Origin of the sequence: Paenibacillus radicis (ex Gao et al. 2016) (assembly GCF_014641555.1) — a bacterium.
GTDB lineage: Bacteria > Bacillota > Bacilli > Paenibacillales > Paenibacillaceae > Pristimantibacillus > Pristimantibacillus radicis.
The window spans coordinates 1,173,462-1,200,162 of the sequence record NZ_BMHY01000001.1 but is presented as its reverse complement, the minus strand read 5'-3'; the positions used below and the strand labels follow the sequence as shown (position 1 = coordinate 1,200,162).

Here is a 26,701-nt window from a genome sequence, read left to right as displayed (position 1 = left end):
GCGGTCGCAATTTCTGTCTCGCCAGCGGCGTACATGCCGCGCAGGCCGTACAGCGTTGAACGATCCCAGAACGTCGTATCTCCCGCTTCCGTCGCCAGCCCGTCTTCCGTCCAAAGCCTTGGTGATAGAAGTGCCTGAATCGTTCCAGCCTTGCGCGTCTCAATTCCCATCGTCAACGGAATGCAAATCCATGACCGTAATACGTCATTGCCGTCGTAATACCGGTAAGTCTCGAACCCTTCTACCGTAGCGCCAAAATAGTTCTCAATCGCGGCATACAGTGCTTCCGCCGCAACTGTATACGCAGCCTGAGCCTCTGTCTTGCCCAGCGAGCCAGCTAAATCCGCAGCATGCTGATAAGCGGCATATGCCAGACATGAGGTGGACAAATTAGCCGAACCGCTCGGGAATCGGTTCTCCAGTTCATCCGAATCGGAGGCGATGACGCCTGCTTCGGTTTTCTGCCGCTCGCAGAATTCCAAGCTCCATTCGATCGCAGGCCATAATTCCTCAGCAATCGCCAGATCCCCTGACGACAAAGCAAATAATGAAGCTCCGTATGCGTACATCGCCGCATCACCGCGGTCTCCTGCGCCCTCCCAAATGTCAATTCCTTCGGCAATGATCGAGCTTGGTATCGGCTGATAATCCGGTCCCATAAAGTTGGTGTACAGCCGGAGCGCATTCAGCGTCGCTTCATTACCCGGCGCATATCCCAAATAAGGGAATAAAGGTCCTGCATATTCGACTTGGTCATTCGTCCATACGGCCGCGTAATAATGCCCCCCACCTGGACTATGCATCAAACCGTTTCTCGTCTCGAAAATACTTTCTGCCGTTCGCAGCTTAGCAAATGCAAACATCTGATCCAGCACCGTATCCGGTGTCTCCAACCGCAGATGTCTGCGGCTCTGCCCGATCAGTTGCTGCCGCTTGCCTTCTTCATCGGCAATATTGATCAGATTGTCCGTTTCCTTCACCGTCTTTGCCGTGATTCGAATGCCAAATTGCAGCGACTGCCCCGGCTCAATCGTTTGCTCGCCATCTTCAGCATCATGAGCTGCAGCGATTAAATAAATGCCGTAAGCCCCCTTCACAGATGTTCTTTCCTTCTGGTCGACAACTTGCACATTCACCGGCTTGTCTGACGTATTTGTCAGCGTCACTTTCTCAAGCGCCGCTTTCGCTTCCGTTGACGGGAACAACGTCCTTACAATGACTAGACCGTCCTCGGCTTCGCTTTCCATATGAAGCAGACCGTCAAATTTAAACCGAAGTGGACGCTCGTTTACACTTTGCTTACCGTTTATTCGTAGGAAGGGAACAGCCTCCTGCCCAAAATCCTGCATAAGACTTCCATGCGTATTATTCGGAATCGTTCGCAGCCCCGGCCAAACGACTGTGCGGGACAATACAAGTTTGCCGTCCGCATCCACGCCGTAATGTACAATCATCGAGACTTGCTTGCCGCTCATCTCCAGATGATCTCCATGCGGTTGTCGGCTGCTTCCCGCAACCTCCCATACAATTTCATCCTTGCCAATTGTCCATCTTGTGCTGTTTTGTCGCTCCATAGCTGTCTGCCTCCGTTAGTGCCTGACGATGCGCTTAATCTAATGACAACGTCGGCTATACATTTAATAATAAATAAGTCACTGTAATCGGTTTCACTAGCAGCCGTCTATAACTCCCGCCTATCATGCTTCTTCGGAATATCGCTAATAAATCCGGTATACCAATATGTATCTGTCCCAAAATCAACGACTAGTAATACAGGTATAAATAAAATTATTCCATCTTGTTCTACGTCTGGCAAGTGGATATGCAGTAATGGAGGCGATAATGACATACTTCAGAAGATTTTTACATACTCGACCTGCTTCCCGATACAAAAACGAGCCCTAGAAAGAGAGCAGACTTTTCAGAAGCCTCTTCAACTTGACGTATTTGATGCTTGACCTTGGAGTATGCTCCAATGATACGCTAGATGCATAAGGTCATGCATAGTTAACAAGAAACAGCGAAAGCTTTAATCATATTGGAGGAATCTTGAATGCGAATTAAGCAATTTACCGAGAAATATGGGATTTCCGGAGATACAGCCAGATACTATGAGGATGAAGGCCTGCTGCAGCCGCTTCGTCTGGAGAACGGATATCGGGATTATGATGAAGACTGTGAGCAAGCCATAAAGTTTATTATCGTGCTGAAGAAATTAGGATTTTCCTTACAGGAAATAAAATCGATGCTGCAGTTTGAGCAAAATCCGATTTCTGCACAATGCGATTTTACTTCGCAGACGATGTTCTCGGTCAAAATGGATTACATCAGACAGCAAGTTGTATTTTATCAGTCAGCACTAAAGGCTTTAGAACTGGTCACAAGCTTAATGGAAAAAGGACAGTATAAGAAAAATCAGCAAATGCTCCGTCATTTATTCACTGAAATGTACAGCAGTATGAGCAGCGAAGCTAATTCTTAATATAAATTTTTTTACAGCTGACTTATTCAAATTATATGGAGGTGGCAACAATCATGAAGGTAAGGAAAATATCCAGTCATATTACGAAGCTTGAGGTATCGATAGGAATCAAATTCAGCGCATGGCTTATACAAGCTGAAGACGGTGTGACGATTATTGATACGGGTTTGCCCTTTATGGGAAAGGCTATTCTCCGAGAAGCGAGAAAACTTGGAAAGATAAAGGCTGTGTTGCTCACACATGGACATGGAGATCATGTTGGGGGCTTGTCTTATATTGCTAAAGAGGAGCGCATTCCTGTATTTGCACACAAGATAGAGCTGCCATACATTGAGGGAGTCAAACCTTTCCCCGGCAAAAAGAAACTTGAGAATTTGGTGGAGATTGGTCTCGTACAGCCGCTGCCGACAGATGAGAACCATCAGTTACTGCCAATACAAGGACTTATTCCGTATCTTACACCCGGACATTCCCCTGGACATGTGGTCTATTATCACCCCGAAGATTCCGTATTAATAAGCGGAGATTTGTTCACCTCCAAGCGAGGCAAGCTGCAGAAGCCTGCAAAGATGTTTACACCCCATATGAGTGAAGCGATAGCTAGCGGCGCAATTGTGAAAGAACTGAAGCCAGTGCTTGTCAGCATTACACACAGCAAGGATGTTCACCATGCCTACGAGCATATTGATCAATATTTACAGCAGCTCTAGTGGGTCGTTATCATCATGCATCTCTTATAAACAGGATAGCCTTCTTCGATTTATTCGAGAAAGGCTATCCTGTTTTGCTGTTCCTCTCAACCTCAGCCCTATGAAAAATGGACATGTTCAATTTAAAAACATTTGACTAGATGTCAAAAATTATTTACTATGTGTATATAATATTTTACATCAAGTAAATTAATTCTTACATTTAGGAGATGCATAATGACCTATCATGCTAAGAAAGCTTCGGTTTCTGTCGGGACATCCATCCTCGTCTTCTTCTTTCTATACACGGGCATGCAAGGAGCTGCAAATGAGGGGCTGGACACTTTATCAAGCCTTTGGGGAGCTTTTTTCATCAAATTGCTTGTAGTTGAAGTGGTTGCAAATATCATCATTATTATGATCTTTAATCTCATTAATAAACTGGCCACCAATGAAAGCTCGCCTTCCTTTGCCGACGAACGAGATCGAGGGATTGAGCTGAAAGCGATACGAAACTTTTGCTTCATCTTCTGTTTTGGTTTCTTTGTCGCCATGGGGGCATTGATGCTCCATCAGCCGTTGTCCGCCATGTTTCAAATTCTCGCCTTTGATTTCTTTATTTCAGGTCTAGTCTTGAACCTGTCTTTTATTTTCTACTATCAGAGAGGATTTTGAAATGAAGAAAAGTTCGATTACGAATAACATCCGGCAATTGCGATTCATGCATAATGAAATGACGCAGCAGCAATTGGCGGATCGAGTTGGCGTCACCAGACAAACGATTGTCGCGATTGAAAAGGAAAAATATTCGCCTTCTCTAGAGGTAGCCTTTCTTATAGCCCAGGTGTTTGGAGTACCGCTCGAGCAAATTTTCACTTTTCATCCGGGCAATGAACAGTAAGCAATCTTACACATGGAAGAAGGACTGCTGATGAAAGCTGCGATATGCACCAAGTATGGTCCGCCGGATGTCATTCAAATTCAAGAAATAGCCAAGCCGTCTATTCAGGACAATGAAGTATTGATAAAGCTGCATGCTGCAACCGTTACACCCGGGGACTGTGTTATTCGATCCAGTAAAATGCTCCTTATGCGGCTGTTCTTTGGAATTAGAAAACCGAGAAAGCAGATACTTGGCAGTGAGCTGTCTGGCACTATTGAAGAAGCAGGCAGCAACGTCATGAAATTCAAAAAAGGCGATGAAGTATTTGCCTATAAAGGGATGAAATTAGGGGCTCACGCTGCCTATATAACGCTGCCCGAGCATGGTGTGCTAGCAATAAAACCTGCTTCGATTACCCATGAAGAAGCGGCTGCGATTGCATTTGGAGGCACTACTGCTTTATATTTTCTCCGAAAAGGTAATGTTCGAAAAGGGATGAGCGTCCTCATCAATGGAGCTTCCGGTTCCGTAGGCTCTACTGCCGTTCAGCTTGCGAAGCACTTTGGCGCTGAGGTTACCGCCGTATGCGGAAGCAGCAATATGGACTGGGTTGAAGCATTGGGAGCTGACCACGTTATTGACTATACGAAGGAAGATTTTACGAAGTCCGGCAAGCGCTATGATCTTATCTTTGATGCCGTTGGCAAAAGCTCAAAATCCGCCAGCAAAGCTGCCCTAACAGAGAGCGGCACATTTATTTCGGTTAAGAGCGGATTAGCTAGTGAAAACCTGAAAGATTTACTATTGTTAAAACAGCTTGTTGAATCGGGCTTATTCAAACCAGTCATCGATAAAAGCTATCCTTTTGAGCAAATAGCCGATGCCCATGCCTATGTTGAACAAGGTCATAAAAAAGGAAATGTTGTCATCACGTTCAACTAAAAAAAGTACCCATATACGGCACAACTAATTGTGGCGTGTATGGGTACTTTTCCTATTAAATGAGCTTATGCTTATACCATTTCTTCCCTCTGAAGCGCCACATAAAGATTGCTCCCCGCACACCCCATTCACTGTTCATCGCAAGCCATACGCCGAAAATACCCATGCCAAGCGTGATACCCAGTATATAGCCGAGTATGACACGGAACAGCCACATCGTCAGCATAGACGTAATTGAAGTAAACCTAGCATCCCCGGCCGCTCTAAGCGCGGAAGGCAAAATAAAGCTCACCGACCATAGCGGAATTTGAATGATAGCCGTCATGAGCAGCACCCAAAAAATATCGCCGACAATTTCCGCTGGAGGCGAGAACAAACCGACCAACAGATGGAAAAACGGCATCATCACCAATCCGACAACCGTCAAAAAAATGGAGCCTAGCCAGAGAAACGAGCGAACGAACTTACGGGCATCCTCCACGTTTCCGCGTCCGATGCACTGACCGACGACAGTGACGACGGTTAAAGACAGAGCAGCTGCTGGAATTTGGAAAACACCGGCCAGTGATGACGCGATTGCATTCGTCGCAATCGCATACGTGCCCAAGCTGACGATAAACACTTGCGTCAACAGCTTACCGCCGTTGAAAAACATCTGTTCCGCGGCAAACGGTAAGCCGATAAACAATATTTTCCGCAGCATCGCAATTGGGACATGAAATAAATGACGGATGCGAATATGCAGCGTCTCATCCATTTTGAACAAGTAATACAACGCACAAGCGGCCCCTGCGAATCGGGCAATATTAATGGCAATTGTCATCCCCATTACGCCCATGTGTAAAAAATTAATGAAAAGGATATTGAGCAGCACATACAAAATATTCATGATCAGCGATAGAAACAGCGATGCCCTACTCTTCCCCACACCTCTCAGCGCGCCGCAAACCGCTTGAACGATTGCAATACCAAGAAAGGAAATGCTGCTGCCGATTAGATAAATTCTGGCGCTGTCCAATACTTCCGGCGAAGCGGATCCGAATAGCAGCTGAAGCAGCGGATTATGGAATCCAATGATCAGCAAGCCAATGCCTAATGCAATCATCGACACAGACGTAATGCTGCCCGCTGTGGCGCGGGATACCATCTGGTTGTTTCCATTTCCTTTGTATTGCGCGACCACGACCGTCCCCCCAGTGGCGACGGCAACAAAGACGTTAATTAGAAAAATGTTAAGCGAATCCACCATATTAACCGCACTGACAGCCGATACCCCTGAGGAGCTGATCATCGCCGTGTTGACCAGATTGAGACCGACAATGAAAGCCTGATCGATCAGGATCGGGAAAAACAAAGCCAAAATTTGACGGTAATCCATCGACTCCCCGGTTAAATATTTGTTCAAATAAAATTCTGTTCTCGTTCGTATTCGAGCCTGACTCACAACCATCACATTCTTTTCGTTGAAATGGAAAAAACTCTTCTTGCGAAGAGCTTTTCTTTTGCATTCTTTTGTTAAGGATCAACTAAGGATCAACCTATCCTGGATCATTACTATGCCGAAACTTTCGAAAGCGCTTAATTGGACAATAGCACTGGCAGCTGATTCTGTCAATCTAAGTAGAGCGATAGGAATGTAAAGTATAAAAAGGAAAAAGCCCAGCTTAGTAAGGCTTCCTATGAAATTAGCGTTTATTTGCTGCCATTAAGTTTGCACATAAAACGAGATAAGGAGTCGTTTTGTGACAAAAACGATATGTCGATTACTGCCAATTATCTGTGCTTGAAAAAATTCTGCCCTCAAAGGCTCTTTTCAAATCCAGAAGTTGAAAGATCGGAAGATAATACCAAAATTTTAGCCGTCACTTGTGGCACGGTGCACCGCTTGTAGTTTGAACAATACTGTCATATCTCATCTATTCATTCAGAACCATCAATATTAGGCACTCAACAAGCTTTTTTAGATATACTAAAGGCTTATCCTTTCTTTTAAAAGTACTCTAGATTGTTTAGATTCAGGAAACCACAATGGCTTAGATAGAGTAATTGCATTATTATCTAGCGTACTTAATAAATTGGATACAAAAAAATTAAAAGACTGCTGTTCTGTATTATAGAATCCAAATTCAGGATCCCTTTGAGAGCTATCGTTCCAATGAAGACCATAGAGCTGCCCATTCATACATAAAGATGTTAATGTTCGTCTCTGCAAGTACTCAAGATTAGACAAGTATGTGTCTTGTAATCTCTTATTTTGATAGAATTTCGCAATTTGAGCAAATAATCGTTGAGCAACTGTTTCTGGACCAATATTACTATAATCTTGATAACCAAATGAAAATATCCCAAAATAAACGTTATCCGAATCTCGATCCATTATTGTTTGGACATTGTACAGATTCTCTAAGGCATCTGTTAGCTTCGCTCCCACGCTTAAACTGGTTTTAACTTCTATTATTGCTCTAACATATTGATCTGGGATTATCACAAAATTTGAACTATTAAACAATAGGGGCGAGGCTTGATCATAGATAATAATATCTAATTGTTTACTGCAGGTTGATCCATCATTTGAAAGGATAAACCCGCTCGATATTGCATATTTCTGAGGGATAAATCGTTTCAACACATCTTGTAATATAGCTTCTTTATGCGTTCCATCGGATACCCAGTGAGCTTTTCCAATAATGTTCCTTACTCGATCTTTTGTAACGTCTAACTCCTTACTAAAACTCTGATAATAATTAGGTAAACTTCTTTCAACCGGCATTTACAAGAACCTCCAATCACAGTTGTGCACTACTCATATCCAATTATAATCCAAATCTTTTTTTAACATAGTCGATTGCTTGTTTGTCAGTAATTAGATAACTTATCTCCTCTCGAGCAAGCTTGCCGGGATTCGATAACCAATTATATGAACCAATAAAAAGAATTTTATTATCTATTAAAAGCACTTTTGTATGAAGTGGTGGCATATAAACGAGATTTTGACCCAGTTGACCGTAAAGTTCCTTTAAAGCTGCCTTAATAGATTCCTTATTGCCATAACTAAAATTATCTCGCTCTACAATTTTGTCAATTTCATTAATAGTCAACTTTGAGCTCGAATACCCGAATCTTACTCTTATATCTACCTGTCGATCTTTTGCGGCTTTTAATAACAAAAAGAAGGATTCATTCATTACATTACTGTTCACCCAGGGTGAAACAATACCAAGAGAACTTCGACAATATTCAATAGCTTTAATCATTAGAACATGATGACGTTTAGGGCTTAATAATATATTAGCATGAAGCAGATCATTCACAGAATCGATAAAACTTGAATCAATACCATTAGTTTCATGATGATCTTGATAAACTGCGTACGCTTCACTTCGTCTAGAAGTACTTTTTTCATTTTCATATTCCCCGTTAAATAAGCTGTAACTGACACCATGTTGTTGAATCATCTGAATTGCTTTGGCAAGATAGTTGCCACTTGCTAATCCTGTTTCTAGATTACCAACAAAAATAAACTGCTCCTTGGCTCTGGAGAAAGCAACGTTTAACATATTAGGCTTACTACCTATTACAAATGAAAGCCCCGCGTTCTTAGTGTGAATACCATCAATAACAGAACTGAATAAAATAAATCGTTTCTCTTTCCCTTGAAAAGTATGCACAGTCCCTACCTCTACACCAGTAACAACTGAAGCTAATTCCTTAGCTTGAGAGGAGAAGGGAGTAATTATTCCGATATCTCCTAGAACCTGTGTTCCATATCTTTGCACCAATAAATTAACAATCTTATGACATGCAGATATCTCTGAAAAATTGCGATGAAGAAAGCTATCCTTTAAACCTCGAATATCAAAAGCTACTAGATTCCCTCCAAAAAGTTTGTCTACATTATCTTCTTTAGTTAATGAAAGCATTTCATTGTAAACATGGAAGTTTGAAAATCTCATAATGTTAGATTCACAACGTCTATGTTCATTCAGAATAATTCCTTTTTTCTTCATTCCCATATATTCAAAGAATTCACTTCCACGATCAGCATAATCCTGGGCACTGTTTTGCAAAATACAAATAGTATCTTGGAGCTCTTCCTTTACGTTACTCTCCTCAATAAGATTTAGAGAAAAAGTCCGCACAGGTTCGAGTTGTTCCGGATCACCAACAACAACTGCCTTTTGCGACCGAAATAATGGCGCGCACAAGTAATGAGGCATAATTTGTCCAGCTTCATCTACAAACAATGTATCAATTAAGCCCGGGAGAGACTGAAATAACCGTTCAGAAAAAGAATGTAAGGTCGTTGTCGCAACAGGAAAACAAAGAAAGAACGATTCCCATATTGCACGAATACCTTTCTGATATTGATCTAACCTCCTCCCTTTATCGCTATAAAATGATTTAAACCACCTCTGTTGCTCCCCCATCTTTTCTAGGTTAAATACAATTTCGTTACTATACTTAATGACGTATTGCTCATTAACAGCTAGCGCCTCCTCAAATAATCGTTTCCTTAAATCCACTACTATAGGGGCATTAGCTAACTCAAAATATGAGTATGAAATTAATGTTTTCTCTATTTGCAATTCTTTTTTTAGATCCCGTTCTTGTTTAAATAACACTTCCAAATTACTCAAACTTTTTTGTAACAATCCTTTATTCTGATCTAGCAACTCGAGCCTTTGACTTACATCAATTAGTTGCTCATTTACGAATAATAAATCTGATCGGTAATTGGTGATCTGAAATTGTGAATGCTTCAAACGTTCCACAATGCTTTTAATATCCTGCGTTAATGGATTAATACGAGCGTCTTGTATGAATTCTAGCGTTGGATTTGCAATTAAGAACAACTTCCGCTTCGGTAAAAAACTAAGCAATTTTTGAGGAAATTCCTTCCACTTAGTCAAGATTTCCTTATCCGCATATGCTTGTCGACGATTTTCCTCACCCGCCTTTAGCTCTGACTCTAGTTCTAAAATTAGCTTCTCTAACTTTAAAATATCATCTTCTCTTTCAAGCTTGATTTGAATTAGTTCTCCTTGATTAAATACTTGATCATTGAATCCCTCATTTAATTTCTCGACTTCTCTTTTTCTATTTTCAATGCTTGCAAGAAGATCTCTTTCGTCATCAAGATCTCCATTTTCGAGACATATTAATAGCAATTTCCAAAAATGATCAATTAACTTATGGATTTCTTCAATCTTGGTTAGAGATGACTTAAACATGAACCGGACTTCCTCATTTTCCAAAGAAGTAATGTGAGGATGCTTTAGCCCCTTTGTAAGCACCTCAAACATATTACTCCGAAACTCATTCATATTTGTCATGTTTCCTAAACGAGCACAGAAAAATCCTTGACTTTTAGATTCATTCTTAGTCCGATCAGAGATCATAAATCCTTTTGAATTTGTTCCTTCTTCCTCATCATCACTAACAAAATTTAATTCCTCGCCATATTCTCCACTTTCTTCATCACTAGAAACCTTGGATGATAGGATATCATTATCAAGGACCTTATCGACGAGCAAAGCTACGGCATTCAGGAAATTCACGTCATTTGTTAACTCTGTTCCAATATTATCTACAGCTTTATTATTTGTACTCGTAATAACCATTGAAAATGGATTTTTTCCCGCAAGTGGTGATTGATAATAGGCCCTTATTTGTCCTTCATCGATGAGTTCCCAAGGTTGATCCCACACATTTATCAATAAACATGCTTTTCTGACCATAGCATCTGCAATCATTTCCTTTATTAAAGTTGTCTTGCCAGTTCCAGGTGGTCCATTTATAGCAAGCAATTGGGATTTTTGTAGAGACTGAATAATTCTCCATTGTTTATTATTTACTGGGTATTCAGCTGTATAACTACCTAAATGGTGAGAAGTTTCACTAGGTTCTAAGGTGTAATCAACAGCGAGCTTGTTTCCAAATATATACTTATCCAAGATGGAGGAAGTGCAGTTGGCTTGCCTCTCAAGGAGACGTTCTAGCTCACTTCTAAATATAGTTTCCTTCATTTCCTTAAGACCTTCTTTAGTAATAAACAATCGTCTAGACATTAACCAACCACTATAAGTTTTAAAGTCCAGTAAACTTTTATAACTCCATTTCGTTATCTGTTCATTAAGACATTGATCAATCAAAGAAATAATCTGATTAAGCTGCGTTGATTCTATACTATCAATTTTTGTACAGAGGTCTTTATATGTCTTATCTGCAATTACACGCACATCTTCAACTGGGCAGCCTTCCGCCTCAGCCAAAATAATTTCTAAACTTGCACGATTTATAACGAAGGAACTTACTTGTATTCCATCCTCTGTTAATCTGCTTTTAAAGGTAATAACAGGTCTGACTAACCTATCTCTCTTATTAGTAGATAAGTCCTTAATCATTAATGGATAGCAAATCGTAAATTCATCTTCGGTAACTAATTGATTCACATATGATTTGAATTGGTCACGATTATCTGGATACTGAAAGGGAAGATCGGTTATAAAATCTTCAATATCAATTTTTCCAGACAGAACACTTTTTATAGATTCATTCCATCTGCTCAACATGATCTTATTTGATTTTTTTCTGATATCACGATAACTTTCCAGTTTCCGTAATATAGCATCTTTTTGTTTTCGATCCAGCGTGCCCTTGATTTCTTGTACGTTTATTAACGTCTCTTCAGAAAGGTGGTCACCATCTATTGAACTAAGAGAGGTATTCATGAACCTCGAGTAATCCTCATATCGGATAAAATATTGCAAGACTTCTCTTAAGCCAGTAGACATATATATCCTCCGTATTTATGTTACTTTTTCACTGCTAAATTTATCTATATTATTACATAATACTTCCTCCTAATTACCTAATACAATAGAATCCTTCCTTATTTCATAGCGAAAAAAAGCAAAAAATAATAATTTGAGTTGGACAAATCAACGTTCTTTGCTTTTTTTCTACAATTTCCGGTCAGACTTACCACGCGTTAAGCGCGATACTGTCACATCTCATCATTTAATTTAGAACCATCAATATGACCGACTCCACATGGCCTGAATCGTTATCACGGATAAAGTTATGAATCTATCAGTGCTGTGTGCTACGGCTAAATATTAACAACTCCATCAAACGGAGTGATCTAATCAGGTCGCTATACACTCAACCTTAGTATTCTTCGAAAACCCAGTTTTTTATAATATATTGTCCGGTTGACCGATAAACTGATAAAATATTGATTCTGGAAAATATTCTTGAGAATTTATTACTGTATCATAATATTCTCCAATATTATCTGCCCGAATTCTCTTGAGTTTAGGCAGTAAGACTTTTTACAAATAGGTAAATGTGGCTTAATATCAATTACTTCTCTCCAACAACACTCAGCACTACACATGTGTCGAGTGCTGAGACCAAAGTAGAAACCACATTTAGCGGGGCCAAACCGTATAATTGAAGCAGAGCGTTTGATTAAAGTTTGTTAAGTGCTGCACCCCGCGAGACCTTTTCACAAAAAAAAGACGATCGCTCCCTCATTGAATAAGGGATGCAATCGCCACTTCATTTACAGCTCTTTTCTAACTCTCTAACTCTCTACAACTTATCGAATGACCTTCCAGTCAATGCCGTTGCTCGATAGCACAACACGCTTATCAGCGATACCAAGCAGCATGCTTCCCGCTTGTGAGACGTACATATTATCGGTATTGCGGCTCAGCTTAGTCGTTTTCCACTTCACCTTGTCCGTGGAAGTCAGTACATTTAAACGCATAACACCAGAGGCATACCAATACTGGGTGAAAATCATGTACTGCTTGCCAACCTTATACATCGGTGAGCGATAATCATTCGTTGGGAACAGATCGTGACGGCTAGCCATCGTGAACGTAATGCCGTTGGTTGATTTCAACGTATTCCCGTAGGAATCAAATAAGGAGATCGTTCCATTCGTAACCGGCTGCTCTTCCTCGTAGTAGTAAATAGGAATCGGTTTGTTATTGACATACATTGAATCATAATAAAAGTTTTTCTTGATCGCACCGGATTGCATCGTCCATTCACGCAGATCGTTAGAAGTAAATATGATAAGCTCGGCCCAATTTCCATTTTTCAGTTTGAATTGATTACGGGCTAGCTTCTGACCTTTGTCCCGCGGAGACAATTGATACCCCGCACCATAGGCCGTATAACGAATCCCATTCCAGGTCAGAAATTCAATGCCGAACGGCATGGAGCCCAACTCTGTCCAAGTTATGCCGTCCGTGGACGTAAAAACTGGTGTACGTTCATTGAGCATCTGCTTGCCTAGCAGAATATAGCTGCCTTTCAAATATTGCAGATTGCCAATCGTGATTGGTCCACCGCTCTTGGCTTCTAGCGTCATCTTCGTCCACTCGTCACCGCCATTGCTCGATACATAGATACGAATCACCGAGTACTGCTGGTCGACATGCATGGTGGATAGATAGAATTTCCCTTTCAAATAGCGGACCGCATACATGCCGGATGACGGGAGGGAATGAGATACCCAAGTCTTCCCATAATCATGCGTAATATTAAGAAACTTATTCGTCACAATAAGGATGGTGCCCTTCTCATCTGCTGCCGTAGATATAATACTGTCGCCCGTGGCTCGCTTGAACGCGATCGGAAATACCACTTTCGAGGACGTACTGTCGGAGGAAGCAGCCCTAGCTGGATGATTTGATTCTACAAATACTGATTGAGGTAATAATAGCAACAAACATACAATTAACATGGTTTTTTGCAATGATCGGATCATGATTTGAACTGCCAACTCCTATATTTCATATTCTACTAACTGAAGCAATTTTATAGTAACATAATATTTAATAAAAGAATTAAAAAAATTCCACAATCTTCAAAAATTAGTACGAGCATATGTTCAAATCGATTGTGTGAGTAAACGATCCACCAAGGTTATGCAAAGCGGATCGTTCTATCACACACTTCTTTGATCATAAGTTTCTAATTAATTGGTTCTATGGGCATTCATCTTCTTCCCCAGCAAGACGGTAAAGTCAAACGTGACTTCTAACTTATCGTTACCGAGAACTTGCTGTATAAGTTCTTCCGATGCTCCCCAAGACAAAGGGGTCATACGGACCAAATGTTCAATATACTTATTTTCCATTGTTACACCGTACTGAACATGCTGGATGGCAACAAGATCAAAATTACGATTGAAAAGCTCTACTGTATTTTCATTTGAATGTTCCGATTTATCTGTTTGCTTATAAAATATCGCTCTTAACTCTTGCAGGTAATTACTTCCGGGGATAACCTTTATAACCATTCCATCATCCGCAAGCATTCTATGGAATTCTGAATAGTTGGATGGCGATAATATATTTAATATGAAATTGAATTGTTTATCAGCAAATGGACAATTTGCGAGATCCGCTACGCACCAGATTGTTCTGGAAGGCCCCTTTGAGGCAATATTGATTCCTTCTTTAGAAATATCTACACCTACCCCCAACGAATCACATTGCGCCTGTTCAATTATCCTTTGCTGTATATCCGCCAAATGTGAACCTTCACCGCATCCAGCATCTAATAATTTTATTAATTTACTTTCTGGCTTCAGCTCTTCTAACATGTTCTCACTAATCCGGGTAATCAATGGAGAAAAAAAGCCGCTTTGACTAATCACTTTTCGAGATTCAAACAGTTTTTTATCGTATTTTGTTTGAAGAGGATGTGACAATAAGTTAATATATCCCCGCTTAGATAGATCAAAACAATGACGATTGGAACAAATTAGACTTCTTAAATTTACTACCTCAACTGGATTTGAACAGATTGGGCATATAAAAATGTCTTCATACTCAGAGAGAAGACGTGCGATTGTAATTTTGGAATTGTTTTCAGACAAAATAAAAACACCTCATTCATTTGTTTTAGTAAATGAAAAAGGCACAGTTAAATAAACCCAAGTCATCGTTAAAAAAATGACGAGAGTATAATTAATCTGTACCTTCCATTAACGTAAACGAATGAATTTGATGATCACGAATAACATCTCCTATTAACAATTAGTAAGAGGGGCGGTATACACCATCTGTCAGTATAACAAAATATGAGCGATCAGCAAAAATACTCTTAAAAGAGGTGTAACGGTCATGAATAAATCAGAACGGTTTTGGGACAAAACTGCAAGTCAATATGATCAAATGGAGCAGACGGATCAAGATACCTATCTCCAGCTCATACAACGAACGTCATCGCATCTGAACATAAACGACATGCTGCTGGATTACGGCTGTGGAACGGGGTTAATCGCCAATGAAATTGCCTCAGATGTCAAAACAATTCATGCCATTGATATCTCTTCTAATATGATCGCAATTGCCGAAAAAAAGGCCAATGAACGTAATCTCACAAATATAAATTACGCTCATGCGCTCATTTTCGATGAAAGGTTTACAAAAGGATCATTTGACGTCATCTTGGCCTTTCATGTTCTGCATCTATTGGAAGATGAACATATTGTTCTGCAAAGAATAAACGAACTGTTAAAACCAGGAGCATTATTCATTTCTGCAACCCCCTGTGTAGGAGAAAAGAAAGTTCTAGGACGCTTCCTGCATTTTGCAGGCAAAATCGGCGTAATGCCCAGCATAAAATCTTTTAAAATCCCCCATTTAATCGATACAATTGAGAAAGGAAATTTCTCAATTGTTGAAGCGGATTATTTGAAGAAATGCTCTCAGGAATATTTCATTGTGGCCAGAAAGCTCTAATAAAAGAGACTTTGCAGCCGGGGATGGGTAAAAATGTTCCAAAAGAGCTCGCACTCTTTATTGTTATTGTTGTGGTATCTGTATTGTAGTATTTCTAAAAACGGTTAGTCTAACTTCTCTAGCTTCCATCGCCTGATTCTCCTCGCAGCTAATCCAATCACTCCAACTATCGGATTGGATCAGGAAATCCAGCTGCTATTTAGGAAGTTATTCAACTATAAAAGATTCGGCATTTTTCTGTGTTTCGTTTTTTGTTCGAATGAAAATGCAATTCGAATAAGCGTCGATTCACTAAATGCTGTTCCTGCAAATGTAATTCCGAATGCTCTGCCATTCTCTTGGAAGCCCGCGGGCACTGCTATCGACGGATATCCAGCTTTAGCGCTTAGATCAGCACCCACATAAGAGGGGAATAGAATTGCATCTAATCCATATTTTTTCAAAGTATAATCGATACCCATATTTTGTGAATAGTACAAATCAGTAATAGACTCTAATGTGTATTTTTGACTCTTTAATGGTTGTGATCGGTATTCCAATAAATCTTGTCCATATTTTAAAGCCTTTTCTGCATTCTGTTCGTTCCATTTGATCAATTCCTTAAGATTATGAACAGGAAGATGTGCAGGGAGACTTTGCAAATAGTGTTCAACGGAATAAGCAAATTCGTGGCTTATTTTATTATATCCCCACTCTCTATTGAACGATGGGATCTCAATATTATCTATTACTTTTGCTCCAGATTCCTTAAGAATGGCCACAGCACCGTTAAATAATTTATCATCATATTCACCAAAGTCACGGTATTTCTCTTGAGGCGCGCTTCTGAAAACTCCTATGGTTGCATTACGTAATCCGTCTTTATCCAGGGATGCTGCATAATCAAAATTAGAATGTTCATTCTTCCACGTAGCAGGGTCGCTCTCGTCTCTTCCTACAAGAGCACTTAATAAGATAGCTGCGTCGGTCACAGTCCTTGCCATAGGTCCAGCTGTATCCTGAGAATAGCTCCACGGAATGATTCCTGACCGACTTATCAAACCTACGGTTGGTTTAATACCAACAATAGCATTCTGCACTGCGGGGCTTAAAATAGAGGCAGAGGTCTCCGTCCCCACTGCGACAGTAGTAAAATTCGCAGCGACGGATGCGGCAGATCCCGTACTTGATCCACCGGGAAAATGATCCCCGTATGGATTTTTAGTTAGTCCCCCTATCGAGCTATATCCCGCCCACATGGATGATGACATTCCATTTGCCCATTCTGTCATATTTGTTTTTCCAAGGATAATAGCACCAGAATTCCTTAGTTGCTGGACAAGGAAAGCATCACTTGAACTTACGTGGTGTTCCAAGGCTAATGCTCCTGCGCTTGTATGCATTTTATCCTTTGTTTCTATATTCCCCTTCAATAACACAGGTACGCCGTGAAGAGGGCCTCTTGCACTCGTTAATTTTCTTTCTTGGTCCAATGCTTCCGCGATAAAAATCGCGTCTGGATTAATTTCCAGAATCGAGTTTATCATGGGTCCGCTCTGGTCCAACATGGCAATACGATACACGTAATACATTACTAGCTCCCGTGAGGTAACTTCTCCACTATCTAATGCAGCCTGTAACTCTAGTATCGTTGCTTCCTCGCTATTAAAATTATTTAAATCAAAGATACCTTCCAAATTGAACCCCTGCTTTCTATGGTCTGGTCAGTTTTTTAAATCCTATCTATGAACCTAATTATAAAATTCGCTTCTAATTATGATATATAAAGAACATTTACTACTCATTTTGCACATAAAAAAAGGCTTATCGGAGACATCCCGACAAACCTTGTGATCTAGTATTTTTTTGAGTAAACAATTTTTTTGATACTCTCGGGCGAGAGGCTGAATAATTCGGACAACTGTTCAATTGATAAACCCTCATCAAATTTTTGACGGATTTGACCGTTTCTAACCCTCAAGTATTCTCTATTCCCTGATTTTTCGCCCCACTTTTTACGTGACCCTGCTGAGTTAGGGATGTAAACCATTCGACCTTGCACATACTTTTGTATTTCTTTTAGCAAGTCTTCTGGGAGTATAGTTTCAGCACTTATATATTTCAAAGTAGATCTACTCCTTAAAATTCGAATAAATTTTAAGGTAGCAAAACCTATACTATAAACTGCTTCCCCCTACAAGCTAGAAAGAAAATAGGCGATTATTTTATTTTGCTCCACACAAACAACCGCCATAGTTATAATATAGACTTTGCGTGGAGCTTTTCATTTGCGGCATTTTTGCTCAATTTATAACCTCCAATTTGTGAATTGGCAATTCACTTCATTAATCATACTTCATGTAAATTCTATAGTGTTTCCACCAACTCCTTCTTAATCTTTAGGTCAGAGGATTATCATGAGGTCCATGTTACAATAAAATGGACAGGGGGAGTAATCATTGAGAAAACAAAAGATCGTAATTATTGGCGCAGGGATTGTCGGGGCTTCCATAGCTTATCAGCTGGCCAAACAAAATCAAGAAGTAACCGTTATTGAACGACACCCCGCCTCGGCGCTTGAAGTCACGGAAAAATCATTCGCTTGGATCCATACAACGCATAGTGTGGCCCCCGAATACTGGCATTTGTATGATGCTGCTGTGGAAGAATATCATGTGCTTCAGCAAGAGCTGCCCGAACTGTTTATTCAATGGCACGGAGCGCTGACTTGGGGTGATCCTGCACTAAGAGAACCGCACCGCTTACAAAAATTAAACAGACAGCAGATCGAGGAAATGGAACCGAATCTGCAGGACTATCCGAATGAAGCGATATTTGCCAGTGAGGAAGGTGCGGTTGACCCGATAGCGTTAACGGAATTGTTATTGAGCAAAGCACAGGAATACGGAGCAAAGGTTCAGTTCGATACCAATGTTACACAACTGCAGCAGGAAGATTCCCGCTTGGTCGGTGTTCATACATCCAAAGGTTTTGTGGAGTCGGATATCGTGGTACTAGCTGCAGGTATGGGTGTACCCAGACTTTGCAACCCGTTAGGTTTTCCCGTTCCAGTGGAGCCATCGCCTTCCATTCTGATTCGAATGAAAACTGCAAATAAACTGATACGCACATTAATCTCCAATGCGCAGTTTGAAGCGCGTCAACCGACGGAGCATACGCTTCTGGCAGCGGAAGATTATATTGACGAATCGGAGGAAAACGGACCAGCGACAGTCGGAAAGCGAGCGTTCGAGACGTTGCGTCGCAGTCTGAAAGGAGGGAATCAATTAGAACTGGAAAGCATCAAGGTCGGGTTAAGACCAATGCCTGAAGACGGCTACCCGATTGTGGGCTTCCATGATCATATGAAGGGACTTTATCTAGCAGTGATGCATTCTGCGATTACACTGTCACCGTTGATTGCGCGTCTGGCTGCAAGTGAAATGATCCATCGGGATTTAAGAAATGAATTAGACCCTTGCCGGCTCTCCCGGTTTAAAGACTACTAAGAAAACAGCAAGTTTTAGGGCCATCCTTTGCAGGATGGCCCGTTACTGTGTACGAGTTTCTTAATGTGTCTAAAAATCTTTTGCTTCATCCCAAAAAGATTTGAATGTGTTAACGTTTTCGTATCTCAATTCACGATCTTCACTAACTGCTCGTAAAGCTACCTCGTAGAGCAGTTTCCCTGCTTCCCATTTAGAGAATGAGTGATCCATTTCTCCACCCAACAAACCAAATGCGATTGCACCCATTGTGAAAACGTTGGTTTTTGAGTCAATCTGAGCACCTAGCTCGAACTCTTCAGGCGCTTTTGATCTTTTCGCCCCCCAGAATTTTTCCCCTATATCATTTACAGCGGGTGTTTTTCGGTAAAAATCGATGTCACATATTTTCGTCACATGGTTAGCAAAATCGTAAAGAATACTTCCGTCGTAGAAATCTACTGCAACATAGCCTTTTGATTCAACGTAGGCATGAAAAGAAAAAATAGCATCTAGGGATTTCAATCGTTTTTCAATTGGCATTTGTTTGTATTTGTAGAACGGTGAATCAGGGTGAGTGTGCTTTGGTGCTTCTGCAAAGTTCCAATGTGAATGCAGACACTCACCTTCGAACCATTCAAAAATTACTGCGTATCCGCTATCGGTTCGGAAATGATCAATCATTAGAATAAGGTGCGAGTGATTTAAGGCTAGGTACAATGAAACTGCATCAGACAGCCGCGACACGGCATCTTGAGGATTTCCCGAAAACTCCAACGGTCTGGCTCCTGCATATTTAACGAATCTTTTCTTACCATCCTTCTCAATTCCAAAACAGATATTACCTGAGTCTTGTTGGTCAAATACACAGAACACATTGCCAAGAGACCGTAACCATTCAAAATCATGGTGTTCTTGAAGTTGAAAAATAACATCATTGAAAGAAAAAACAACTGTTTTAGAAGATAGATGATCCATTCAATTCCCTCTCGAATTCTGGGGAATTACGTAGTTTACAGGGCTACATATACGCTTTCCCCTTATTAAATTGCGCCCTACTTTTTATAATGTTTCTTTTCATAAGAGAACGCCTCCTTTCAATAATGAAGTTAATATTACCACGAATCCCCAATCTGTAAAGACATTTAGGAGAGATCATTTCCCTGCAAACCACTGACGTTCTAACAGGTTCAAACTCACTTAACTATCCGTCATAGCCTACCGCTGAAGCGCTTGATCGCTTCCTCGGTCACCGGCTCAAAGAAGTTAACGAGGTTACCGTCGGGGTCGCGGAAAAGCAAAGAACGGTTTCCCCACGGCATCGTGGTCGGCTCCTGTACCCAATCATCCACAAATGACTTCAAGCGAACGTATTCGGCTTCGACATTGTCGACGCGGAACTCGATGATAACAGTGTGATTACTGGCCGCCACAACAGAACCAGCTCCGAATAATTGCGCCGTCTGGGAGTGGCCGATTGCCAGGGTGCATGATGGCACAACGAGTTCAGCAAAAACGGGCGCAGGGCGCTCCGCTGAAACATTCAAGACTTTTTCATAGAACTCGACGAGACGATCCACGTCGTCGGTAATGATGCGTACAGAAGCAAAATTCATAAACTATCATCCTTTCTATAATAAACGAAACAATACCGTATTGTATCGTATCGTGGGCCAGAACCCGCGAAGCTTCGCATTTATCTTCCCACTCTTTTACGATTACATCCCCGATTATAAAAGAACGCTACTGACAACGTTATGTCAGTAGCGTTTTAACATGTTTTGAGCCTCCTCAATCATTCAGCATCACCTCTAGCTGTATACTCCTTTAATAAGTTTCATAAATGAGTTCAGGGTTCATTTCTAGCTTCTCACTAAACTCCACATAAATGTAAAGCTGTCCCGCAGGAGTATCACCTGCATCGTAACCAACCTTAATCGAAGTATCCCCTTCAAATACTAAATTAGCTAGGACCAATTCGGTCACATCTTCATCGGGATTCATTTGTGCAATATGGTCTAATGCTCTTTTATTAAGCTCGCTAAAGTTATCCCAGGCTTTCTTAATTGTAGGTGATAACCGATTCATTTCAGCCTTGGTAGGCCTATCAACGGAAACAGAAAGCTCGCTCCCCTGATAACTGAGTTTTGTTTCATAGTAAGAAAGTGAACCATCATATTGAAAGGTTCCCACACCCTCAACTGCATGATCAGGTTCCGTGATGAGATTATTTGAATAATTTAACTTCTTCAGCTTTGGATTATGATTTGTATCCAGTATCGAGATTTTATTTTCAGAGCAATAAAGCTCGAATAAATGCGGATTGTTGCTGATATCCAGCTTTAAAATATGATTATTAAAACATCTTAAACTCTGCAAAGCCGTATTTTCACTTACATCCAGCTTTGTTAAATGGTTATGATCACAGCGAAGCTCAATCAAGTTAACACAGATGTTCACATCAAGACTTATCAAATAATTGCTTCCGCAATCCAGGTGAGTAAGCCGCGAGTTTTGAACAAGTTCCAAACTAAATATTGAATTATGATTACAGTTTAGTTCGCTTAATTTTGTGTTTTGTTCGAGATTCAATTCTGAGATGATGTTCCAATAACACTCCAGCTTAGTGAGCATGGCATTTTGGCTGACATCAAGATTTCTAATTCGGTTAAAGCCACAATCCAACACTTCTAATTTTGGGTTTGCCGTTAAATCTAAGGAATGAATCTCATTTTTATTACAATCAAGCTCTTCTAATAATAGATTGTGACTGACATCAAGATTGATAAGCTGGTTGTATCTGCAAGACAGCTTTTTCAAATTTGAATTATTGCTCACATCCAGTGAAGTTAATTTGTTTGCCCCGCATTCCAACGTTATCAAGTTTACATTTTTACTAATATCAAGCTCAGTTAATTTATTAAATGAGCAATCCAGTTCTTCAATCGATGCGAAGTGTTCCATTCCTTTTAAACTGTAGAAATTTTTGTTAGCAATTTTTAGTGATCTGATTTTACCTACATCGCTCTTTTGAATCCATTCACGATTTTCGCAGAAGTTTTCTAATACGAAGCTTCTGAATTGTTCATCAATAAAATCATTGGTTATATTCATTGCTCTTCTCCTTACGATCAACCATATTGTTAAGTTATCTTGACTGACACCATTGTTTTTTTCAACCATTCAGCAAAAAACGCTTTCTCCTCAAACTGAGGATAATGAGCGGATTTTTCGAAAATAACAAATTCCTTCTTCGGCGCTTCCAGTACTTCAAAGTATTCTTTTGCCGCGTTTACAGATGTCATATAATCATATTGTCCCATTACAAAATATACGGGTATATCTACTTTATCGACAATGCTTGTAATATTTTTTTCCGACTCTTCCTCCAACAAAACTTTTTGCGATAATGAAACTCCTTTTAAATAGAGAATAACATCAATTCGAGGTGTCCATGTTGGAAAAATCAATCCGACTGCAAGAAGCAAAACAATAATAAAAATACTTATTTTTGTTATCCTTATGTATTTTCTTTTCAATTTATAGCTCCTTCATAATAAACATCCACTATCGCTTTGTAAGGTTTCTTTGAATCTATATTATCCTATTTATGATTTCGTACTTGTCATGGTTTTAGAGGTGCAATGTCGTATCCTAGCTCACTGAGTATTTCCAGCCCATTATTAAAAACTATCCTAGTTGCTCCATTCCAACCAGTTCCCAAACCATACAAAATAAATTGCTTAACTATTCTTGGGTAATGCAAGTTGAAATTAACAATATTGCCTGTCGTTATCTCCTTTAAGGGGAAACCAACTAAAAGAGGGCTTCCTATGATTGAGTCATCCCAAGTAAAAAAATAGAATGAACAGGTTTTGTTTTTCAGTTTCTTTAATGATATTGAAAGAGAAACTTCGCTAACACCTTGATTGTACTTATGGTTAATCACAAATACGTATTGCTGTTCTCCCACATTAATTTTTCTTATTTTTTTCTTCAAGCTCTTAGCTCTTATTTCGAATTTGAAGTATCGCTAACTTCTCGGGCTCACATCATAATAATAGAGTAGTTTCTTGCTTTCAAATTATACTCGTAGACCTAGTCGATTAGCCAATCCTATAGCAAACTCTTTTTGAGAGTCTAGCTTCAATTCGTTATACACTCTTGCCATGCGTGCCCGTGCTTTTTCCAAGTCACCTATGGAGCAGTAGAGTACCGTTAAGTGATGTGGATTATCGTAAACCCCATCTTTCTCACGCAACTCCATTACTCTAATAACATCGTTGATACTTTCAAATTGCCTAAGGTGAGGGAGTATATACTCTGTAATATCTTTCATTATCATTCGTTTAAGTTGTTCAACGTTAGTATCGGTTGTCAAACTGTACCAACTATCGTTTTTCGTTAATTCAGTGCCACGAATCCGTAAAACGGAGTCTATTTCCATTGGAAAAGTTGATTTCGGATATAGATGAACTGTTCCGAATAGTTCCTCTATATAAATGCCTGTATTGAAAAAGAACTCAGCTTCATCTTGTGTATTCCACTTCGATGACTGAATGTTCACTGTCGCAGAGAAGTCAGAGCATACTTGAGCAAAGTTATTGCCCTGCTTCTTGAACCCTGCTGCCTTAAACAAGGGAGCAATGGTTTCTTTTACGATTTGCTTCAATACATTCTGCGTAGTCATGTTAATCAATCCCCCTAGCAATAGAACTAAATATTTGATACTCAACTACTTCTTCAATGCATTTGAGTGATAGCGGTAATAATTTCATTAGCTAAAAGTTCGGTGTCTCTCGTTCCATCTATGATAAGGTTACAATCCTTCTTTACATTCCCATTCACAATTGCATAGGAATCCCTACTGACTTGAAGGTATTGATCAATAAACTCAATAATACTGCTTAATAAAACTGAAGTTTCAATACTCTCCGGGACGTTAAGAGCCGCTCTTTTGATTGTCCGGGCTAGAGCAATTTCCGGTGGAATGTCAATGCAAACTACAAAGTCGATAAGCTCAGCTATCTCTGTTCGTCCACGGCCGAAAGGTTCCTCGACAATGACCCAGTCGTATTTACTTTCATTGCGCAAAGCTTTCAGGTCCTCTATCATTTTTGGAGTTTCAAATTCATCTGGATTGCAGCCAGTCTTTACCCATTGTGATAAATCTTCAGGGAATCTTGTGCTATTTTTATAATCGTCAAAATGAAGTGATATGGAATTCCGTAGCTGCGGAACAATGGTATTGACTAAGCTACTTTTACCTGAGCCTGATGGCCCACTAATTGATACAACGGTAATCCCCATCTGTTATACCTTCTTTCAGTTATCATTCTTCTTATATTCGTGAACTGGTACCAAGCCCCCTTTTTGGTGGGGTATTTTCTTTTCAGGAGCTAAAAACTATCATTTCAGAGAAAAGATTATTATAGTTGTTCTTTGCATTGACCGCATTTCGGGAAAAAGATAAGGTAGAGGTACTAATTTTCGGAAAGGGGTACGGAACAGATGGAGATTACGACTGAACTGGTATACCGATTAATTGCCAGCCAGTTTCCGCAATGGAGACATCTCACGATAAGGCCAGTAGAAAAAAGCGGACACGATAACCGTACATACCGACTAGGCAACGAAATGACCGTTCGTCTGCCGAGTCATGAACGCTACGCTTCCGCGATTGAGAAAGAGCTGACGTGGCTCCCGATTTTCAAACCTCTACTGTCCTTACCGATCCCGGCTCCCATTGCAAAAGGTGAACCTACGGACGAATTCCCGCTTCCATGGTCCGTCAACCAATGGATTGACGGCGATACCGTCACGCCTAGCAACATACGCGATCTCAACGAATTTGCCGAAGACCTTGCAGGATTTTTGAAAGAGTTGGAGGCGATCGATGCACGTCGCGGCATACCAGCAGGCGTCCAAAATTTTCACCGCGGGGGAAATCTTGTCGTATATGATCCTGATACAAGGTCGATCATCGAAACGCTTTCCGGCCTATACGATCAACAACTGCTGACGAAAATATGGGACCTTGCCCTTGCGACGAGCTACCAATCGGCTCCGGTATGGCTGCATGGTGACATTGCAGTAGGCAATCTGCTTGTGCAAAATGGACGACTGTCCGGCGTTATCGATTTTGGAACGATGGGCGTGGGCGATCCTTCAAGCGATCTTGTGATGGCATGGAATTTTTTTGACGATACAAGCCGCGATATCTTTCTAAGCATTATGAACGTTGATCAGGATACCATTGATCGTGCGCGCGGTTGGGCTCTGTGGAGAGCACTCATCACCTACGCATGGAATGAGAAGGACTCGGAAGCATCAACCTGGGGGAAGCGTGTGTTGGACACCATCATCGAGGATTACAATCGGCAGTAAACATAGAAACCTCCCGCACTATCGCCGGAGGTTTATTCTTTTAATAGGAGAGGTTTCTTTATATAGAACTTATTTAAACGTTTCTGCTGCTTCTTCCGCATAATTTAAAATCTGAATCCGTTCTCCTTGACCTTCAACCTTGGTTACAATTTGACGTGCAGTTTCAAAATTGAAAGTAACACGTCCTGTCTTTTCAAATCCTTCTGGAATTTCAAACATTTGATCTACCTTGGCAAGAAAATAAATAGTATAGGTATCCGTTTCGTTCCAATACCATGATGCAAAAGGTTTTCGATTTGATTCTAAGATAATTCCCGATTCTTCCATTGCTTCACGATTCAACGCTTCTTCTTCGATGCTTTCACTACCTTCGATTCGCCCGCCAATGGTCGTCAAAACTTGTTCGTCTTTATCCCACACCATGACTATTGAACCATCTTCTAAAAGTGGTACGCAATGCACACCAGCGATTCGTTTATCAATTGGAAGCTTATCAATTTTTTTCAACATTATAACCAATCCTCTCTTATAGTTTCAGTCGAAAATGTTTGAATCGGTCCATCCCAGTCCGCTTCTCTAACTTCTTGATAGCTGTGATTTGGATATTTCCCAATTATCTTTCTCCAAAAAAGCTGTGCAGGTTTATTTTCTTCTATTTGAGCAACTTTCCACACTCCGCTGAATCGATTAAATAATTCATAAGCTGCACCTTGACCTGCTCCTAATTGTCTGTATTTCTTCATTACAAAGAACTCAGCAATTGAATAGATGGACTTGTTGTCTCTATCCACTCCCAGCTTTCGTACTAAAGCAAATCCGGTAGCTTTCCATCTACGCGAATAAAAATGGATATCTCCCCTCTTCCGTCCAATAATGATCGAGGTACTTATAGTCATATAAACCATTTTAATTTACATCCTCAGGATCAAACTCCGTAAAATCAATATTTATAAAGCTCTAGGAGATTTTTCAAGGTCGATTTCCTGTCATATTCCACCTCTTGAATTGTCACCATATTGCTTAACCTTCTTTCACGATAAGTAATGAGTGTTCAATTTTAATTGATTTACCCCGTTAAGTTAACT

Annotated in this window: 25 protein-coding genes; 8 read left to right on the top strand and 17 right to left on the bottom strand. The window is 40.4% G+C overall.

The window, feature by feature from the left end; all coding sequences use genetic code 11:
* Window positions 1-1,574 (bottom strand): hypothetical protein (locus IEX98_RS05420; protein WP_188887861.1); only part of this gene is annotated, 1,574 nt, incomplete at its 3' end.
* A 479-nt stretch (window positions 1,575-2,053) separates the two neighbouring features.
* Here IEX98_RS05420 and IEX98_RS05415 point away from each other — a divergent pair.
* The 5 genes from IEX98_RS05415 to IEX98_RS05395 all read left to right on the top strand — a co-directional run bounded on the left by IEX98_RS05415 (window position 2,054) and on the right by IEX98_RS05395 (window position 4,996).
* The gene (locus IEX98_RS05415) at window positions 2,054-2,482 is read left to right on the top strand and encodes a MerR family transcriptional regulator (protein ID WP_188887860.1); all 429 of its coding nucleotides are present in this window, start codon (window positions 2,054-2,056) and stop codon (window positions 2,480-2,482) included.
* A gap of 53 nt (window positions 2,483-2,535) precedes the next feature.
* Window positions 2,536-3,192 (top strand): MBL fold metallo-hydrolase, encoded by a 657-nt coding sequence (locus tag IEX98_RS05410; protein WP_188887859.1) that lies wholly within the window; start codon window positions 2,536-2,538, stop codon window positions 3,190-3,192.
* Between the two features lie 216 nt (window positions 3,193-3,408).
* On the top strand, window positions 3,409-3,846 hold the full coding sequence (locus IEX98_RS05405; protein WP_188887858.1) for a hypothetical protein: 438 nt from the start codon (window positions 3,409-3,411) through the stop codon (window positions 3,844-3,846).
* Between the two features lies 1 nt (window position 3,847).
* Window positions 3,848-4,072: a helix-turn-helix transcriptional regulator gene (locus tag IEX98_RS05400; protein WP_188887857.1), complete on the top strand. Its 225-nt coding sequence runs from the start codon at window positions 3,848-3,850 to the stop codon at window positions 4,070-4,072.
* A gap of 30 nt (window positions 4,073-4,102) precedes the next feature.
* Window positions 4,103-4,996: an NAD(P)-dependent alcohol dehydrogenase gene (locus IEX98_RS05395; protein ID WP_188887856.1), complete on the top strand. Its 894-nt coding sequence runs from the start codon at window positions 4,103-4,105 to the stop codon at window positions 4,994-4,996.
* Between the two features lie 55 nt (window positions 4,997-5,051).
* Here the strand turns inward: IEX98_RS05395 and IEX98_RS05390 are convergent, their stop codons facing one another.
* From IEX98_RS05390 to IEX98_RS05370, 5 genes are all read right to left on the bottom strand, one after another.
* Window positions 5,052-6,446 carry an MATE family efflux transporter gene (locus tag IEX98_RS05390; protein ID WP_188887855.1) on the bottom strand — a complete coding sequence of 465 codons (1,395 nt, stop codon included), beginning with the start codon at window positions 6,444-6,446 and terminating at the stop codon, window positions 5,052-5,054.
* A 519-nt stretch (window positions 6,447-6,965) separates the two neighbouring features.
* Entirely contained in the window at window positions 6,966-7,766 is an 801-nt protein-coding gene (locus IEX98_RS05385; protein ID WP_188887854.1) for a DUF6602 domain-containing protein, read from the bottom strand.
* 43 nt (window positions 7,767-7,809) lie between these two features.
* Window positions 7,810-11,790, bottom strand: coding sequence for an AAA domain-containing protein (locus IEX98_RS05380; protein ID WP_188887853.1), 3,981 nt, complete (start codon window positions 11,788-11,790; stop codon window positions 7,810-7,812).
* Window positions 11,791-12,599: 809 nt separating this feature from the next.
* Window positions 12,600-13,658 (bottom strand): hypothetical protein, encoded by a 1,059-nt coding sequence (locus IEX98_RS05375; protein WP_188887852.1) that lies wholly within the window; start codon window positions 13,656-13,658, stop codon window positions 12,600-12,602.
* 333 nt (window positions 13,659-13,991) lie between these two features.
* A complete protein-coding gene (locus IEX98_RS05370) occupies window positions 13,992-14,897 on the bottom strand; it encodes a putative RNA methyltransferase (protein ID WP_188887851.1) in 906 nt (301 codons plus the stop codon).
* 247 nt (window positions 14,898-15,144) lie between these two features.
* On the opposite strand from IEX98_RS05370, the gene IEX98_RS05365 reads away from it, so the two are divergent.
* On the top strand, window positions 15,145-15,765 hold the full coding sequence (locus IEX98_RS05365; protein ID WP_188887850.1) for a class I SAM-dependent methyltransferase: 621 nt from the start codon (window positions 15,145-15,147) through the stop codon (window positions 15,763-15,765).
* A 215-nt stretch (window positions 15,766-15,980) separates the two neighbouring features.
* On the opposite strand, the gene IEX98_RS05360 is transcribed toward IEX98_RS05365, so the two are convergent.
* Complete coding sequence (locus IEX98_RS05360) at window positions 15,981-17,441, bottom strand: amidase family protein (RefSeq protein WP_188887849.1); 1,461 nt, start codon at window positions 17,439-17,441, stop codon at window positions 15,981-15,983.
* Window positions 17,442-17,599: 158 nt separating this feature from the next.
* On the bottom strand, window positions 17,600-17,869 hold the full coding sequence (locus tag IEX98_RS05355) for a CD3324 family protein (RefSeq protein WP_188887848.1): 270 nt from the start codon (window positions 17,867-17,869) through the stop codon (window positions 17,600-17,602).
* Window positions 17,870-18,203: 334 nt separating this feature from the next.
* Between IEX98_RS05355 and IEX98_RS05350 the strand changes: the two genes are divergently transcribed.
* Window positions 18,204-19,253 (top strand): NAD(P)/FAD-dependent oxidoreductase, encoded by a 1,050-nt coding sequence (locus IEX98_RS05350; protein ID WP_188887847.1) that lies wholly within the window; start codon window positions 18,204-18,206, stop codon window positions 19,251-19,253.
* A 69-nt stretch (window positions 19,254-19,322) separates the two neighbouring features.
* On the opposite strand, the gene IEX98_RS05345 is transcribed toward IEX98_RS05350, so the two are convergent.
* From IEX98_RS05345 to IEX98_RS05315, 7 genes are all read right to left on the bottom strand, one after another.
* On the bottom strand, window positions 19,323-20,207 hold the full coding sequence (locus IEX98_RS05345; protein WP_188887846.1) for a serine/threonine protein kinase: 885 nt from the start codon (window positions 20,205-20,207) through the stop codon (window positions 19,323-19,325).
* Window positions 20,208-20,440: 233 nt separating this feature from the next.
* Window positions 20,441-20,845 carry a VOC family protein gene (locus IEX98_RS05340; protein ID WP_188887845.1) on the bottom strand — a complete coding sequence of 135 codons (405 nt, stop codon included), beginning with the start codon at window positions 20,843-20,845 and terminating at the stop codon, window positions 20,441-20,443.
* A gap of 211 nt (window positions 20,846-21,056) precedes the next feature.
* On the bottom strand, window positions 21,057-22,343 hold the full coding sequence (locus IEX98_RS05335; RefSeq protein WP_188887844.1) for a leucine-rich repeat domain-containing protein: 1,287 nt from the start codon (window positions 22,341-22,343) through the stop codon (window positions 21,057-21,059).
* A 29-nt stretch (window positions 22,344-22,372) separates the two neighbouring features.
* Window positions 22,373-22,768 (bottom strand): alpha/beta fold hydrolase, encoded by a 396-nt coding sequence (locus tag IEX98_RS05330; protein ID WP_188887843.1) that lies wholly within the window; start codon window positions 22,766-22,768, stop codon window positions 22,373-22,375.
* A gap of 86 nt (window positions 22,769-22,854) precedes the next feature.
* On the bottom strand, window positions 22,855-23,229 hold the full coding sequence (locus tag IEX98_RS05325) for a hypothetical protein (RefSeq protein ID WP_188887842.1): 375 nt from the start codon (window positions 23,227-23,229) through the stop codon (window positions 22,855-22,857).
* An 84-nt stretch (window positions 23,230-23,313) separates the two neighbouring features.
* Complete coding sequence (locus IEX98_RS05320) at window positions 23,314-23,919, bottom strand: DUF4304 domain-containing protein (RefSeq protein WP_188887841.1); 606 nt, start codon at window positions 23,917-23,919, stop codon at window positions 23,314-23,316.
* A 53-nt stretch (window positions 23,920-23,972) separates the two neighbouring features.
* Complete coding sequence (locus IEX98_RS05315) at window positions 23,973-24,539, bottom strand: hypothetical protein (RefSeq protein ID WP_188887840.1); 567 nt, start codon at window positions 24,537-24,539, stop codon at window positions 23,973-23,975.
* 201 nt (window positions 24,540-24,740) lie between these two features.
* Here IEX98_RS05315 and IEX98_RS05310 point away from each other — a divergent pair, with 201 nt between their 5' ends.
* Window positions 24,741-25,616, top strand: coding sequence for an aminoglycoside phosphotransferase family protein (locus tag IEX98_RS05310; protein ID WP_188887839.1), 876 nt, complete (start codon window positions 24,741-24,743; stop codon window positions 25,614-25,616).
* A gap of 69 nt (window positions 25,617-25,685) precedes the next feature.
* On the opposite strand, the gene IEX98_RS05305 is transcribed toward IEX98_RS05310, so the two are convergent.
* Window positions 25,686-26,126, bottom strand: a complete 441-nt coding sequence (locus IEX98_RS05305; protein WP_188887838.1) for an NUDIX domain-containing protein — start codon at window positions 26,124-26,126, stop codon at window positions 25,686-25,688.
* Complete coding sequence (locus IEX98_RS05300) at window positions 26,126-26,521, bottom strand: hypothetical protein (protein ID WP_229691972.1); 396 nt, start codon at window positions 26,519-26,521, stop codon at window positions 26,126-26,128. The genes IEX98_RS05305 and IEX98_RS05300 overlap by 1 nt, the downstream gene beginning before the upstream one ends.
* Window positions 26,522-26,701 lie beyond the last annotated feature (180 nt).

Excerpts from the sequence above, each read along its gene's own strand:
- IEX98_RS05345 (WP_188887846.1), bottom strand. The coding sequence starts at position 20,207 with ATGGATCATCTATCTTCTAAAACAGTTGTTTTTTCTTTCAATGATGTT.
- IEX98_RS05320 (WP_188887841.1), bottom strand. The coding sequence starts at position 23,919 with ATGACTACGCAGAATGTATTGAAGCAAATCGTAAAAGAAACCATTGCT.
- IEX98_RS05335 (WP_188887844.1), bottom strand. The coding sequence starts at position 22,343 with ATGAATATAACCAATGATTTTATTGATGAACAATTCAGAAGCTTCGTA.
- IEX98_RS05390 (WP_188887855.1), bottom strand. The coding sequence starts at position 6,446 with ATGGTTGTGAGTCAGGCTCGAATACGAACGAGAACAGAATTTTATTTG.
- IEX98_RS05410 (WP_188887859.1), top strand. The coding sequence starts at position 2,536 with ATGAAGGTAAGGAAAATATCCAGTCATATTACGAAGCTTGAGGTATCG.
- IEX98_RS05415 (WP_188887860.1), top strand. The coding sequence starts at position 2,054 with ATGCGAATTAAGCAATTTACCGAGAAATATGGGATTTCCGGAGATACA.
- IEX98_RS05405 (WP_188887858.1), top strand. The coding sequence starts at position 3,409 with ATGACCTATCATGCTAAGAAAGCTTCGGTTTCTGTCGGGACATCCATC.
- IEX98_RS05385 (WP_188887854.1), bottom strand. The coding sequence starts at position 7,766 with ATGCCGGTTGAAAGAAGTTTACCTAATTATTATCAGAGTTTTAGTAAG.
- IEX98_RS05400 (WP_188887857.1), top strand. The coding sequence starts at position 3,848 with ATGAAGAAAAGTTCGATTACGAATAACATCCGGCAATTGCGATTCATG.
- IEX98_RS05310 (WP_188887839.1), top strand. The coding sequence starts at position 24,741 with ATGGAGATTACGACTGAACTGGTATACCGATTAATTGCCAGCCAGTTT.
- IEX98_RS05395 (WP_188887856.1), top strand. The coding sequence starts at position 4,103 with ATGAAAGCTGCGATATGCACCAAGTATGGTCCGCCGGATGTCATTCAA.
- IEX98_RS05340 (WP_188887845.1), bottom strand. The coding sequence starts at position 20,845 with ATGAATTTTGCTTCTGTACGCATCATTACCGACGACGTGGATCGTCTC.
- IEX98_RS05305 (WP_188887838.1), bottom strand. The coding sequence starts at position 26,126 with ATGTTGAAAAAAATTGATAAGCTTCCAATTGATAAACGAATCGCTGGT.
- IEX98_RS05365 (WP_188887850.1), top strand. The coding sequence starts at position 15,145 with ATGAATAAATCAGAACGGTTTTGGGACAAAACTGCAAGTCAATATGAT.
- IEX98_RS05300 (WP_229691972.1), bottom strand. The coding sequence starts at position 26,521 with ATGGTTTATATGACTATAAGTACCTCGATCATTATTGGACGGAAGAGG.
- IEX98_RS05380 (WP_188887853.1), bottom strand. The coding sequence starts at position 11,790 with ATGTCTACTGGCTTAAGAGAAGTCTTGCAATATTTTATCCGATATGAG.
- IEX98_RS05315 (WP_188887840.1), bottom strand. The coding sequence starts at position 24,539 with ATGGGGATTACCGTTGTATCAATTAGTGGGCCATCAGGCTCAGGTAAA.